The 15,498-nt window shown below is 42.8% G+C and carries 11 protein-coding genes; 6 read left to right on the top strand and 5 right to left on the bottom strand.

Features of this window, described 5'->3' with window-relative positions:
* Positions 1-74 precede the first annotated feature (74 nt).
* From ASD24_RS05000 to ASD24_RS04990, 3 genes are all read left to right on the top strand, one after another.
* Positions 75-947 (top strand): carbohydrate ABC transporter permease, encoded by an 873-nt coding sequence (locus tag ASD24_RS05000; protein WP_056692320.1) that lies wholly within the window; start codon positions 75-77, stop codon positions 945-947.
* A gap of 26 nt (positions 948-973) precedes the next feature.
* Complete coding sequence (locus ASD24_RS04995; protein ID WP_056692604.1) at positions 974-2,659, top strand: hypothetical protein; 1,686 nt, start codon at positions 974-976, stop codon at positions 2,657-2,659.
* 120 nt (positions 2,660-2,779) lie between these two features.
* A complete protein-coding gene (locus ASD24_RS04990) occupies positions 2,780-3,745 on the top strand; it encodes a sugar phosphate isomerase/epimerase family protein (RefSeq protein WP_056692316.1) in 966 nt (321 codons plus the stop codon).
* A gap of 116 nt (positions 3,746-3,861) precedes the next feature.
* Here ASD24_RS04990 and ASD24_RS04985 read toward each other — a convergent pair whose 3' ends face one another.
* The 4 genes from ASD24_RS04985 to ASD24_RS04970 all read right to left on the bottom strand — a co-directional run bounded on the left by ASD24_RS04985 (position 3,862) and on the right by ASD24_RS04970 (position 9,892).
* Positions 3,862-4,497: a response regulator transcription factor gene (locus ASD24_RS04985; RefSeq protein WP_056692313.1), complete on the bottom strand. Its 636-nt coding sequence runs from the start codon at positions 4,495-4,497 to the stop codon at positions 3,862-3,864.
* Positions 4,490-6,709 (bottom strand): sensor histidine kinase, encoded by a 2,220-nt coding sequence (locus tag ASD24_RS04980; RefSeq protein WP_235540353.1) that lies wholly within the window; start codon positions 6,707-6,709, stop codon positions 4,490-4,492. The genes ASD24_RS04985 and ASD24_RS04980 overlap by 8 nt, the downstream gene beginning before the upstream one ends.
* Positions 6,710-6,977: 268 nt before the next feature.
* Positions 6,978-8,999 carry a serine hydrolase gene (locus ASD24_RS04975; RefSeq protein ID WP_056692308.1) on the bottom strand — a complete coding sequence of 674 codons (2,022 nt, stop codon included), beginning with the start codon at positions 8,997-8,999 and terminating at the stop codon, positions 6,978-6,980.
* 308 nt (positions 9,000-9,307) lie between these two features.
* The gene (locus ASD24_RS04970) at positions 9,308-9,892 is read right to left on the bottom strand and encodes an AAA family ATPase (RefSeq protein ID WP_056692305.1); all 585 of its coding nucleotides are present in this window, start codon (positions 9,890-9,892) and stop codon (positions 9,308-9,310) included.
* Between the two features lie 251 nt (positions 9,893-10,143).
* Here ASD24_RS04970 and ASD24_RS04965 point away from each other — a divergent pair, with 251 nt between their 5' ends.
* Both ASD24_RS04965 and ASD24_RS04960 read left to right on the top strand, forming a co-directional pair.
* Positions 10,144-10,479: a PadR family transcriptional regulator gene (locus ASD24_RS04965; protein ID WP_056692303.1), complete on the top strand. Its 336-nt coding sequence runs from the start codon at positions 10,144-10,146 to the stop codon at positions 10,477-10,479.
* Positions 10,476-11,801: an FtsW/RodA/SpoVE family cell cycle protein gene (locus ASD24_RS04960; protein ID WP_056692301.1), complete on the top strand. Its 1,326-nt coding sequence runs from the start codon at positions 10,476-10,478 to the stop codon at positions 11,799-11,801. The genes ASD24_RS04965 and ASD24_RS04960 overlap by 4 nt, the downstream gene beginning before the upstream one ends.
* Positions 11,802-11,862: 61 nt before the next feature.
* Here the strand turns inward: ASD24_RS04960 and ASD24_RS04955 are convergent, their stop codons facing one another.
* Positions 11,863-13,677, bottom strand: a complete 1,815-nt coding sequence (locus ASD24_RS04955) for an ABC transporter substrate-binding protein (RefSeq protein ID WP_056692298.1) — start codon at positions 13,675-13,677, stop codon at positions 11,863-11,865.
* 111 nt (positions 13,678-13,788) lie between these two features.
* Between ASD24_RS04955 and ASD24_RS04950 the strand changes: the two genes are divergently transcribed.
* Positions 13,789-15,411: a DUF4153 domain-containing protein gene (locus ASD24_RS04950; RefSeq protein WP_056692295.1), complete on the top strand. Its 1,623-nt coding sequence runs from the start codon at positions 13,789-13,791 to the stop codon at positions 15,409-15,411.
* Positions 15,412-15,498 lie beyond the last annotated feature (87 nt).

Here is a 15,498-nt window from a genome sequence, read left to right as displayed (position 1 = left end):
CAGTTGAAATATCTAAAATCTAATGGATTGTTATAGTTCATTTACTTATAGCTGAAGAGTAAGGGGTGGCAGGCATGTCTGAGAACACAGCCAATCGGATTTTTAACACGGTGAACGTTATTCTTATTATCATTGCGATGGTACTGTGTCTTGCGCCATTCATTCACATTATTGCTATCTCACTTAGTTCGAACCGGGCGATCGGTTCGGGGGAGGTTTCATTTTTTCCAAAAGAGTTATCATTTGAAGCTTACGCCAAAGTATTTGCCGATACGTCGATGATTCGTTCACTTCTATACACGGTATGGTTAACGGTATTAACCACAGTGCTCAGTATGGTTATGACGATTGCAGCGGCATACCCGCTTGCTAAGAGCAGTCTAAAAGGACGAAAATGGTTCATGCTTGTTATCGTCGTTACGATGTTTTTTAGTGGCGGGATTATTCCAGAGTACATTCTGATCAAAAACCTTCACTTATTGGATAGCACTTGGGGACTTGTTCTCCCGGGTCTGATTAGTCCATTTTATATGATCATCTTGATTACGTTCTTCAAAGGCATCCCGGAAAGTCTGGAGGAGGCTGCCCAGATCGATGGAAGTACACATTTTGGCACACTATTACGAATCATTCTACCTCTGTCCTTGCCGGTCATGGCAACGTTAAGTCTATTCTATGCTGTGGGACGATGGAACGGTTTCCAAGATGCGCTAATGTATATTACCAAACCTGATCTATTTCCATTGCAATTAAAAATGTATCAGATGATCCAGCAAAACCAAATCACTGAATTGATGCAGAACGAAGGTATAGGTTCCGTTAAAGTTCTTCCAGAAAGTCTGAAAGCAGCCAGCGTTATCTTCTCTACATTACCGATTTTGCTCGTGTACCCTTGGTTGCAACGGTATTTTATTAGTGGAGTTATGGTAGGTGCTGTAAAAGGCTAAATTTTGAGGGGGGATGCGCATTGAAGATGACAGAACAAGTGTTAGAGCATATGACCAAAGCGCAGCAACATCTTGTGAATCAATCGATGAATTACATGGATGTTCTTTATGTCGATGATGCCAGACTCATTCAAAGTTACGAGAACGTTGGACAGCTTGACTCCCGTGGAAGTGCCCACTACGCACTCGGGCTCCTTCTTCGTAACGGTGAAGGGGATGTGCATCGTGCAGAGCATGTGATTCGAAGTGTGCTGTCGATGCAATATGATGCACCAGATGAAATATATCATGGGACATTTCGAACTCGTCCAGATGTGAGTGATCCACCGAGGGGTAACTACAATTGGAAAGAGTTCGCGCCAGGGACTGCCTATTTTTTGGAGCGTACGTTCGAAAAGGTGTCAGCCAAGTTTCTTGATGCATTATGGAACGAAGAATCAATACTGAATGAATCTGCAGAGCGAAAACAAGTGAAGAAACTGTTCCAATCCGCGATGGATCAGGTTTTACCTCCAGTATGGACAAGCTATGATCCCAACTGGCGCGAATTTATTGCCTCTGCTTTTGCAGTGATTCTCGCTGAATTCTCTCACCGATTACCGCAGCAGTTAGTAGAGCAGATGGAGTATGCTATGAAACTGGCTGTCGCGGCTTCAATGGATCGCTTTAAGTCGGATGTCATTCCGATGAATACGAATATTGAACTCATGCATATTTTTCTCACGCATTTCTACGGACATCGATTCAATCATGCAGATTGGATCGCCCATTCGGATGAGCAGGCTGACCGTATGTTGAATGAATTCATGGTGCATGACAGCTTCGCTGAATTCAATTCGACCACCTATTACGGAGTGGATCTCACGGTACTCGGGATGTGGCGAACATATGGAAGTACTGCACAGTTTATTGAGATTGGTCGTATGGTCGAAGCGGGGCTTTGGAACAATATTGCGCTGTTCTACAATGCTAATTTGGAAAATCTGTCCGGTCCCTTCGCCCGGGCTTATGATATGGAGATGACAGCACACAGCTCGGTAGGCATGTTCATATATCTTCTATTAGGAGAAGAGTATATACACTTGGCTGATATTAACTGTGAAGTAGAGCATGGACCTTTAATTGCATTAGTCGGGGGGGAAGCGCCATTAGAGGTAATCCCTTATTTGAAGGAACATCAAGGAAATCGGCTTGTACAGAAGCAGTTCATTGAATTGTGTGAACGCAACGAACCTACGTCGAATCGTAATCTATGTACCGCTACAGCGTGGATCGGTGAGAAGCGAATGATTGGAGCGATGTCGGGTAGTCGTAACACCAATGGACAGATGTTTCCCGCTACAATTCATTGGCGATCGGATCATGGTGACCGATATGATTTACGATTAACGCGCCGGGAGGTGGGAGAAGGCTGGAATACTCATCTCCGAGGGATCACATTTGAAGCTGATCTGACGGAAGATTCATTAACGATCGAGGTTCGTTTAGAGACACCAGATGAGATTGAAATTTATTTTGAGATCAGAGGCCCATTCATAGAAAAGGATAACATTCAAGATCATCAGTGGCGCTTACCGGGGTTACTATGTGCAGTGACGGCTGAAGCGCCTGCTCCATCGGTACTTAATTATCCTCAATATACCGAAATCATCTATCGATATGTACCCGGAGTAAGTTCCAATACGATGCGATTTAAGTTGAATTTTCAATAACGAAGTATCGTAACGTGATCAACGTTCAATTAAACGTTACCTAGTTGAACATCTACTGATGAAGGATGAATATAGCGCAGTCGCACTAATGACCGAATCACATCGATTGGAGGGCATGACATGTATATCGACAAACAGGAATATTCCTTCTCGACGTGCTGGAATATTAAACGTCATACGACTGGATCAAGCATGATCCAGGAGATCAAGTCGTTAGGATTTAGACGAGTGGAATTAAACTATAATGTTACGGCTGATATGCTGCGGACGATTGAACCTATGATTGAGCGGGGCGAGATTGGCATCTCCAGTGTACACAATACGTTTCCTCATGTGGCTGATCCGGATTACGGCACGGATTCTGTACTGCTCGGTTTCGATGATGAACCTCGCCGGAAACGAGCTATTGAATTATTGCTCCGTTCAGCTGAGTATGCACACCGCTATGGCGCACAGGCTGTCGTGGTTCATCCAGGGGAAGTTCCATTTGAATATAATGTGGATGAAGAACTCAAAAAAATCTATCATGACCAGGGGAAAGACTCTCCGGCATATCAAGCTTTATGGCAATATATGCTAGAAAAAAGGGAAGCGGATAGTGCGCATTATTTGAAGCGAATTCAAGAAAGTCTGGAAGAAGTATGTGAAATTTCTGAGCAGCGTGGATATGGAGTGAATTATGGAATTGAGACCCGATCACGCTGTTATCAGATGCCTACTTTACAGGAAGCGGCGACCCTAATTGATAATCTGAAGGGTGCCCCCCTTGGACTCTGGTACGATATTGGTCATGGCATGATGATGGATCGCATGGGACTGTATGATAATGTACTTGAAGCTAATGCATTGATCCATAACATCGTTGGGGTGCATATCCATGAAACGGTTGGTCTGTCAGATCACTGGTGTCCATATGTACATAGCAACGATATGACATTCTTTGATTCATTTCTGGATATCATTGAACATTCCCCGGTAAAAGTATATGAGCTCAAATCCGTTTGCACACCGGAAGATATTGACGCAAGTCATGAGTTAATCACGAATCGTATTACACAGCGCCAAGCAGCGCGATTCTCTGAATAAGAACATTCTAATAAAGCATAGGAGTGTCCAAATCAATAGAGCGGTCAGAACCTTCCTTTTGTTGGACTTTTGGAAGTTCTGCCGCTCTATTGATGTTACAGTTACAATTGCTGTGCTTAATTTTTGGGTGGGAGAATGATATCTCCGAGAATTCCGGCCTGATAGCCTTTCACTACCGCTCCTATTCTTGATTTGACTCCAAACTTCTGCGTAATGGAAGTGATATGATACTCCACTGTACGCGGGCTGATATTCAAATCTTGTGCAATTTCCTTGTTAGTCATCTCCATTGCAATGCGATTAAGAACTTCGCGCTCTGTTGGTGTTAGGGATTCTTCCAAATTAGCAGAAAGCATGTTCTCAGATACAAGCACATGACCCAACATGCTCTGGTGGATGGCGTTTATAATTTGTGCGTATGTTGCTTGCTTTGATAGATAGGAATGAACGCCAAGATCATAAGCCTTTAATTGAAATTCGTGGTAGTTGTAACCCGAGAGTAGTATGATTTTGACGGATAAGCCGTACTGCTCCTTCAACCTTTTTGTTACTTCAAATCCGTCAAGCTGAGGCATGCGAATGTCCATCACAACCACGTCCGGTTCCAACTTCTCTATTTCAGATAAGAAAAGCATAGGATCATTAAATGTTTTTAGCACCTGTATGCCGGGTTCTCGATTTAGGCGATTATTGAGACCTTCCATGACAAGAGGGTGATCATCAAGTAATACGACAGTTATAGGTTCACTCATTGTTATGTAGCTCCTTTGCTCGTAAAGGCAAACCAATGTTTATCGAAGTTCCTTTACCAGGGGAAGAATTTATAGTGATTTCTCCAGAGAGATGCTGGATATTGCTGTGTATAGAAATTAAACCAAAGTGGCCTGATGTAGCTTTTGAAAAATCAAATGTGGAATGAACACCGAAACCTAAGCCATCATCCTTGACTTGGCATATCAAATCATTATCCCTAATGTACACTTGAATGGAGCAGCGCGAGGCCTGGGAATGCTTCATCACATTAATAATGAGTTCACGTATGGTTCGAAATACAGTGGATTTCAGAGGTTCCTGCTCGACTTCAGCAGAAAGAGTGCCACAGCTCAGTTCCAAAATGATGTCACTCTTCACTTGAAGTGTGCGAACAAGCCATTGCAGAGATTCCTGAAGCTCACTACGATCTATGATATGAGGGTACAGATCATCACATAACTGGCGAATATCTTGCTGGGAAGTATATAGGCAATCTAGCCAAACGGCGGTCTGTTCCGTATTTGTCTCACCTGTATCATGGAATTCTTCCAAATCACGTGACAGAAATATTAGGTTTTGAAGTAGTTGGTCATGGAGAAAATATGAGGTCTTTATTCGTTCAGCCTGCTGGGCTTCCATTAAAATATCATTAAACTCACGATGACGACGTATCTGATGTTCATGGAGCGCGGTTTGACTCACACGATGTTCATAACGCTTCTGCAGATCGGAGAGAAGCTTGCTGTTCACGAGCATTCGTATTGCTTCGAGCCTACCTTGATCAATGATATCCTGTTCTTCTGCCGAAAAAAGAGTATGATTTCTTTTGTGACCAATCCCCAAATATCCAGCTACCTCTGCTCCTGGTTCCCCTGACAATTCCCAAACCTGGGCAAATCCATATTGTTGTAATAAACTCTCAACATTCAAAGTGTCGTTGTATATATCTCCAATGGTAGCGTATGTACCTGTACCTTCTTGAGAGAATCTATTATTATCATCTGCCCAAATAATAGCTACACCTTCAATATCCAACATTTTGTGAAACATCTCGGCAAATAGGCGAAACATATCTCGCATGCTCTGCTGCTCGGCCATACGAACGGTTATCCGTAGTTGTTGACGTTCGAGCCATTCTTTATTGAGTTTATTCTTCCTACGGGAGTAGGTTTGGCTATACTGGTAAACCCAAGTGATTAGGAGAAATAAGACAAAGAGCATGCCGATTTGAATTAATTTATCTAGCTTTGAAGCAATCACGAGTAATGCAAATACGCTTAAAGCATACATCACATGGACGATTAGACGTGGCATCACCAGCTTGAAGTCGAGCATACTTCTCTGTACAAGTACATACGTGAACATCCATGATAAAGGAATGAACCCGATTAATGTATATTCAACAGGTAACAGCGGATCACCTTGCAGCAGAGTCGGAACAGCAAAACCAAAGATGAAGGGTATCAGACTAGCGATTATACCTGTCGACATAAGCAACAGCTGATTCTGCTCCTTGCGACTATAGTTTTTGCGATTAAACCATGTAATCCCGATCACAATCAGAAGCGTCATGCAAAAAATGAAATTAAGTAGGTTTGTAGGGCCAGACTGTGCAATTGATGTCTTAACAATGGTTATCCCGTGATTCAGCTGAATTTCGGACAATAGCCAACGTTTAATATATAGGAAAGCTAAGCCAGCGCTGTACGCAATAGCGACGCATTTGCTAATGAACAACAGTAACCGGAAGCGATGTTGTTGGGTGCGGAATGCAAATGATAAATAGAAAGCGATCAGCCAATAAGGTAACCATGCTGCACAAAAAGCCAAGATATAATTAGATAAGGACAGTTGAGAGGTATAGATGGTGAGTATACATATCGCCATAGACAGGTTCAGAAGATAGAAGAGACGCATCACTCGTGAACCAGGCTGGCTAAACAATGCATAACTTCCAGTAAACAAAAGCAGCAGCTCCATGGTAGATGAGAACAAAATGTTGAACAGTTCTCTAAAGCTGGGCTTCATGGAGTATTGTACTGTCTGACCGAGAGGATTCTCTACATGGATCGCAGAGGCATCACTAACAGTATAGATGTCATCCTGATTCAGCAATTTAGTTGTTCCTTGTGGTTCAATAGAGACAACTATCTCACCTGATCTGATCCCTGATGAAGAAGCTACACCTTCTGGGTCTACCTCGTGTACCACCCATTGATTGGTGTGAGAGAGTTTCAGAGAAAGTCCTATATACGGATGAAGATAAGAAGAGGTATGGAGATAAGTGGCTGTCAGCACAAAACACAATATTGTTGCAAACCATAACACGCTCACTTTATGCCTTATGAATCTATGTAATGAAGAGGTTGGGCTCATTGAGAGAAATCATCCGTTCTTATCATGTAGATAGGTTATTCATAGAATATATGAACAAAGCAAGCCATGCTGCAATGGCAAGGCTTGCGATTGATCACGCTCTTTAATGTAGCAGAGTCCCTAGCATTTTGTACATCAAAACCGAGGATTCTTGTTTCAACATGGGCTGTTTTGCTTTGTAATCGACAGCACCGCTGCTCGATACCTTTACTTCTGGCCCATATAGACCAAGAGCGACAACGAATTGAATGCCCTCCGCTGCCCATGCATCATGTGAACCCATAAGGTTTGCCTGCTGGGAGGGTGCTCCAAGTAGGAGAGATGCTGTCCTCCAGATCATTAGTGCGGCTTCCTGTCGGGTTATTGGTTGATTGGGGCGGAACAAACCATGGGGATCTCCTTGCACAATCCCAAGTTCAAGAGCCGTTTGAATATAGGCGGCATAAGGGCTTGTTGCTGTATCTTGTAGTTTTGGAGCTTGAGTGGATAGCGTTATTCCTGTTATACCTACAATCTGTGCGACAAATTCTCCTCGGTTTACGGGTTTCTCAGGTTCAAAGAGAGCATGATCTTGTGAGTATAGACCAATCTGTGCCAAACGATAGATATATGGAGCATATGGATGGTCTGTGGGAACGTCTTGATAATTCTGGGCTTCGGGTAGTTTTTCAGACCAGCTATCTGGTTTGTTATAGTAGAAATAGGCAATATGGCCCGAAATATCTTTCTTAAAACCTGCAAGTGTGCCGTTCTCATCACGGAACAGCATGTCCTTCACAGGTGTTAGTATGTGTGTGCCATAAGCATCGGTAACTTGTAACTTGTTCTCTGTTGCTGAAATTTCATATAACCATGCTGGCAGTCGGATATCACGGTACAGCCCTTCATAGGAACGGAGTGTAGCTTCAGGTACGTTGTAATCGACATAATCGCTCTTGGTATTGGGATAATAATGTTCCATAAAGGCTCGGAAGAGCGCTTCTCTAAGATCAGGACCATCACTGTTGAATACGATGAATAGTCCAGTATGTTGGTCGGGGAGTAACCACATATTGGAATGGAAGCCAGTAAGGTCACCTGCTTTACTCACAACCTGATGTCCGTGATTATGCTGTGAGTAACTGGATTCGAATCCGTAGCCCGTACCTGGTATATCAGGGTGTATCGACACATCCAGGGATTGCATGGCCTGTACAGAAGATGGTTTAAGTATTTGTGACCCTTGGTAAGAACCTTGGTTAAGCTGAGCAAGCATGAAATGCGCCATGTCTCGTCCCGTTGTAATTAATCCGCCTTCAGGTGAACTACTGGGTACATTAGGGTACTGAGGCAATTCTTTTCCTTCGGCATCATAAGGAGTAGCGAGTTTTGCTAACATTTCCGAAGTAAGAGAGAAACTACTATTGGACATTCCGATCGGATCGAATATATGTTGCTGTACATAAGTCTCAAACGGAATACCAGATAGCTTTTGAACGATGTATCCTTGAAGGGTGTAAGCGTAATTGTCGTAACGGAACACTTCTCCGGGACTTCGAACAATTGCCGGTTTATTATCCTTAACAAATTGTTCAAGCGAATAAGAATCGTTCGGTTCGCTAACCGAAGTTACGGGATCGGTGTAATCAAACCCGCTCGTATGGGTCATTAGATGTTTCAGCGTCAACGGAGTCTTCGTGTTGTTGGTAATGTTAAGATCATCAGTATACTCGCTTATATCTCGATTGAGATCTACCTTACCTTCTTCAACTAATTGCATGATGGCGGTTGCGGTGAATGTTTTGGAGATGGAAGCTACTCGAAACAGGGTTGAGTTGGCATCGACAGGAGTGTTTTTTTCTACATTGGAATAGCCGTAACCTTTATTAAGAACAACCTGATTGTTGTGAACTACGGTGACGACAGCACCTTGTAGTACGGACTGTACTTCAGGTTTCTCCATAAAATTATCCATAAATGCTTCGGTTTCTTGGGGATTCGAGGGGTCATTCAGTGATCCGTGTTCTGCTGATACATGTGCCAATGGTGTTAAGCTCATGGATACAACCAGCATCAAATGAACTACTTTTCGTTTCCACATGGTATTACATTTAGAACCTTGGTTAGTTACAAAAATAGATTTCATGAAATACTCCTTTGAGTTGAGATGTGGTTAAGCTCAATAATATTCAGCCTACATTTGTAATCTATCACTTAGACAGAATTAGCGATTCCGTAGTAAGCGTGAAATATTGAGGTGCTTCCGCAATCGTTTTGCGTGATTCCGCAAAGTAATAGTTGAAATCGTATGATGCAAAAAAAGGATAGGGTCAACACGAGCATCTTAGCTCGGCGAACCTATCCCTTTAATTTTTGTTTTGCTGCGTGAAAAAGAGAATTAGAATTATAGGAAGAGAAGAATCAAGGTAAGATCATCCGCATAAGGTACGAGCGTTACTCGTATATGTCTTGTTCGAGTTTTGCAAAAGCAATCCATGGATCATCCGCCGAGTTATCAATATACGTCACGGATTTAGCGGGAAGTGGCCATGCCACTTGTTTTCGGGCGAGGGAGGCTACAAAGGCATCCCAATTGGCAAGTTTCCAATCATCTAACGGAGACTGCCTTGCCATAATTCTTTCACGGTATAATGCTTCGTTCTTCAAATAAATGTAAGCTACACGCACATCAGTATCCTGAAGTGAACGACCGATCTTGGCAAGTTCCTGTTCGATCCAATCAGGTGTATCGGTTTCGTTGGTGAAGGGACCCACTACAACGCTGTCGATACCCAGTTGCACATTATCGAGCACAGCATCCATCGTAATACGATACCCGAGATCCCTGCAGAGCCGCTTGTATTCAGGTGAATCGCGATCGGAAGGGTCAAGCCCTTGCAGTGTCATAATAGCTTCAGCGGCAGGGCGAAGCAAGATATCCATATCGAAGAAAGCGGCTTTATATTTACGAGACAGGGTTTTGGCAAGTGTTGTCTTGCCGCTTCCAGCCCCACCTAGGAAGAAAATAAGTTTGCTCACAGACGTTAGCCTCCTTGTAATCAACAACATATGTAATTTAGTAGTTAGTCGTATGTCTCTGTTGTTACGGATGGAAAGTGTAACTGCAGACACATGGATTATTTTATCATAAAAGATGAAGTTAAAAGGATAGACAATAAAGGAAGGATTAGGTAATATAATACCTAGATTATCTATGCATAGATTTCCGATGTATATAATGTGGAGCTTATGTAAGAGGTATTAATCTAGTGGAAAGGAGGTAGAACGTATTGCATGTCAATAAACAAATGATTAAAGGAAGCACTGAAACGTTGATTTTGACATTACTTCAGGAAAAGCCGCTATATGGGTATGAGCTAATTAAGGAGCTTCACCGTCAGTCGGAAGGTGTGTTCAATCTGAAAGAGGGAACATTATATCCTATTTTGCATGCGATGGAGATTGAACATTGGGTTGAGTCGTATTGGATGGAGGTAGAGGGCAGAAAACGTAAATATTACTCTATTCGGGATGAGGGGATTCAAGCACTGAAGAATAAGAAAGAAGAGTGGCGTCTATTCCGCCGTGCTGTGGATCAAGTTCTTGGAGAGGGGGGACTAACGTGAAGGAGCCTAATCGTGATGTAGAGCATTACTTGGATGAGATATGCAGTCAAGTTAAAGCACGTGAAGTACATAAAGATTTGCGTGATGAGTTAGGTAATCATATGGAGGAAATGATGCTCGACAGAGAGCAAGAGGGGTTCAGCGGTAACGAGGCTGCCGCATATGCGATTGAACAGATGGGTAATCCAGAGGTAATAGGCAAACGACTACATCGACTGCACCGTCAACGAATACACTGGGGGCTACTGACAGGGCTTTTAACTATGGCGTTGATTAGTTTATTAACGATGTGGATCTATACGACGAATGTTCTACAAGAGACTTATCAATTCTTGTACGTTAGTCATATTGTCCGTACTGTCATATGTTTACTGGTTTTAGGCTTTTTTATCTGGTTTGATTATCGGAAATGGAGAAAGCTTGCTTGGCCGATCTATATCTTGTTAAATTTAATGATGTTTATAAGTGCGATTTATCCATTGATGGAAGGTCAGAACCGTTACTTTAACGTTCTCGGTTTCGCTTTTGATCTGAGTAGCGCTGCTTTATGGATATTACCGCTTGCTATAGGTGCAATCATGTTGGATAAGTTGCGGTCTGAAATTACAATAAGATCTTTACTAACTTATATTGGGCTTGTGTTGCTCCCAGCAGTGTTGTTCTTCCAACTAGTTGATTGGGTGAGATTGGTACTATTTGTGGTTGTTATGGTCATATTATTTGCCTGGTTTACGAAAAAATGGCTTTACACTACCGTGACAGTAATTTTTATTGCAATTCCAACTTCAATTTTAATGTTTGCCAATGATAACTTCCACCGCTTAGAGAAAATATGGATTGTTTTTGATCTCCAGAATGATCCTTATGGCATGGGATATTACAATCGTTCAATTATTGACATTGTTCAGTCTGCTGGATGGTGGGGCAACGGGCTAGAATCGACATTCACTACATTTGGAATTAGGTACCTTGATTATCCTCTAGTCATGCTCATTGATGTATTTGGTTGGTCAGCAGGTGTCGTATTTGTCCTAGGCATTGTCTGGTTTATCGCTCACATGATTAAAATGATTCCCAGCATACGAGATGAATTTGGTCGCATGATGATTGTAGTGATTACTATGATATTTGGAATACAGATGTTCTATTCCGTTGTGATGACCACAGGCTACGTTCCTATCATAAGTGTGATCTTTCCTTTTCTTAGTCACGGTAGTCATCTGACCTTTGAATACGCAGTGCTGGGGTTGGTTCTTGGCATATACCGTCGCAAAGATACCATTTCTATTCGGAATGAAAAGATTGCTGGATCACAAGGCTGAGACTAGTTTGAAATCATGCCCTGTATGTGCTCGGTCTGGAATGACAGAGGCTTTAACTACCTCAAGACTTTACTGTGACTTCATCTAAACTTGTAGGAAACCAGATATGACGTAGGTTCACCCAGCCCTGGCTATTGAAGGATACACCGCGAACGGATGGTAGATAGGCTGTTTCAATAGGTTTTTCAGTTAAATGCATCAGGAGAGACTGATCCTGTAAAAATTGTTCGATCTGATCTAAGCCTAACGTTCGATCTGTGGGGTGTCTGGCAGAAATCACGCGGGTCAGCATAATCTGCACCGTTTCCTTGCTTCGTTCGTCCAGGTGTTCAGATAGCGTGATGTACAGATCGTATCTGCGCAATTCCACATCTCGATCTCGAATCAGAGAGAACAGAATGAGATCCGATTGGAGCCGCAGATCCCCCTTGAATTGTTCCATCGTTCCGGTGCGAATTCTACAGGTATAACCGTGACGCTCCAGAGCCTTCGCTAATCGGGCTGCATCTTCACGATACTGAGCGATGGTTGCGATCTGGAGAGTTTTTGGGTTGATGGGCGTAATTCTATCTAGAGAGTCATTAGCATGCTCTCGATTGATTGATACATGCTCTGAATTATGTGAAGAGGTTGCGACAGTGGCTTCTTTGAAATGTGAATGAACCTCGCTTGCAACACATGCTTGCACATGAGCTCTAATCGTCGGATCGCTGAGCGGTCCGATTTTTTGCGTATTACAGGTAATTAATTTGCGAACCGTCACACCAGCGCTAATCTGGCTCCAGTCTGCTCCTGTAGAGGGTAAAGGGTTATGGACAAGATGGAAGAAAGGTGACTCCATTGCCGTATGGTCGTTCCAATTCACAGGTGCGCTCCATGGAATTTGCAAAATCTCTACCCGATCTAGCTGAGCTCTACCTTGAAAATAAGCCGGATGTGCGTCGAGTCTACACAGATGCTCGTCCCACACACTAACCTTGAACGGACCAGTTCCCACAGGTTTCAATGGTGGATAAGGTTCTTCCAGAACTACTGAATCGGATGAGTCAGACATGGGGTGTAGCCGTGGAGATACAATGGATGCCCGGCTGGTTGTGAGAAAATCGATAAACATCTCATGTGGTTTGGTGAGCCGGAAGCATACCGTTAACGAATCCCATGCTTCGATCGACAAGATATGTCTACTCACATCCTTGTATAGGTTCCTCCGCTTCGTAGATTGTAATCTCTCAAATGTATAGACCACATCCTTAGCAGTGAGATACTGACCATCATGGAAGCTCACGCCTTTACGCAAATAAAAAATCCAAGTCATACGATCCTCACTTACATCCCAAGTGTGCGCCAAACAAGGTTTAATCTCTCCCGCTTCATTGCGTTGAACCAATCCATCAAATACATGACTGGTAATGAAAGATTCAGCTAACAGATTAATATACATAGGGTCAAGGGCATGGATCTGTTGTCTAATGGGCAGTCGCAAGGTATCAATTCGTTCATTATGTATTCCTTCTTCGGTATGATGTCCGGAATAACCGAGCAACCACTGGTTTAGATGATGCTGCATCGTGACCGAGCTGGAGAATGCACCAATGTGCTCTGCCGCCTGCTGGAGTTCACGACGATTCATGGCTTGCATCATATATTCTGCCGCAATTTTCTCAGCGGGGATGAGCAGGGTAAGCGTGGATCTTCGCCCACGTCCACGCTGGGACACCCAATGGATCCAGTGGAGTCCGGACATTTTTTTGACAATGGTTAATGTGTTTCGGTGTGTGCAATCCAGCAATTCTCCAAGTTCAGCGAGTGTAACCTCATGTTCAGACAAGTGACCAAATTGTTGATGTAACAGCAGATATTGCTGATGTAATTTCAATGTAATTCATTCCCTTCCTAAAATAAGAACTTTTCCGATTCTATATTTCTATTTATCTTCTTATTTTATCATCTAGAATGAAACGTAGAAAGTTTAATGGAGGTAATTCCCATGATTAAGAAAATATTGGATTCACCCAATCGTGCGTTAATTACGCTATGTTCTGCGTTGGTATTGGCTATTGTGCATCAGTATCTATTCTTTGACAAAGGGGTAGGTGTATCTTATCCACTGTTTGTTGTGCTTTTCTATGGTTATATGTTTGTATTTGCGAGAGATCGAGTAAAGGCATTTGCTTGGGTAGATCTGTTTATCGCCAGTGTGGTACTGCTGTTAGCTCTAACATTTGTGTTGTTCGATAATGAACTGTTTCATGCGCTTAATTTCCTAACTGTACCGGGATTAATTATCTTACATATGGCTTATCTGATTGGCCGGAAGCAGACAAAATGGTGGAAGATCAGTTTAATTGGTTTAGCTGTGGATCATCTGCTGCCTCAGTCTATACGCCATTGGCCGACCATCGGAAGAACTCTGATGAAAAAAGGTGGACGCAAGCTGGCTAGCAAGCAAAAAGTTGTTGTTACCAAAGTATTCATTGGTTTAATCGTATCGCTGCCCATCCTGATTGTCGTAGTGGGGTTGTTAACTTCTGCCGACGGCATCTTTGATCAATATTTATCCGGAATTCCAACATGGTTAAACAATTTAACGTTAACACCAGGTCTACCAAGAGTAATCTGGATCATCATTGTAAGTGTGTTTTTGTTCAGCTACGTATGGGGATTTGTGCAACCGATGGAGTATGAGTCGGAGAGGCGGGAGAACGCTCATTGGAAAAATCAGTCCGTAGCACTTCCGCTCGCGCATCGTGATGAAAATGCTGGAGAGAGCTCGGATCCAGTCATGGTGAACCCTTCCTATGAAGGAACAACACCAAATTCGAATCTTTCGAAACCTCACCTCGTGGAACCGTTTCGGCTAGATCCAATCATTATTGGAACCGTGTTATTCGTTATCAACAGTGTATATCTGTTATTTGTTTTTGTTCAATTCTCTTATCTCTTCGGGGCAGGCGTAGGTAATCTGCCTTCAGAATTGTCGTATGCGGAGTATGCCAGAAGTGGATTCATTGAACTTGTTCTGGTGACAGGCATTAACTTCTTCATTCTCGTTATTGCACTGCAATTTACACGATCAGGCGGCAAAATAAGCACCATTGTACATCAGGTATTGCTGACGTTGTTGATTGTATGTTCTGCTGTCATGCTGTATTCGGCCTTCATGCGCCTTAGTCTCTATGAAGAGGCGTATGGATATACGTATATCCGATTCCTTGTGCATGCATTTATGATCTTTCTCGCACTTTTGTTGTTGATCGCTGGTTTACGCATTCGGTACACAACGATTCCTCTAATCCGCTGTTATATCATACTGACACTCACAGCATACATGGCAATGAACTACGTGGGGATGGATAACCAGATTGCAGAACGTAACATCGAGCGCTATCACCAATCGGGTCAGATTGATGCAGATTATTTGGCTAATCTATCAGCAGATGCGGTTCCACAATTAAAGCAATTTGCTGATGAGAGTTACCCGGAGCTTCACGAGCTGCTGCTGTTGAACCAATCACAGCATTTATTAGAAAAGAATGACCGCTCATGGTCTTCGTTTAACGTATCGAGAACCATCGCGTCACGTGAATTAGCAGAGCTTCGGAAGCAGTAAAATAAGGCAACGCTCTTTGCCGATTCAGTACATGCAAATTCAATATGTAAGTGTTATAATATAAAAATAAACTTATAAAGGGGGTGA

It is taken from the genome of Paenibacillus sp. Root52 (genome assembly GCF_001426865.1).
In the GTDB taxonomy this organism is placed as follows: Bacteria; Bacillota; Bacilli; order Paenibacillales; family Paenibacillaceae; genus Paenibacillus.
This window is presented reverse-complemented; position numbering and strand designations above follow the sequence as displayed.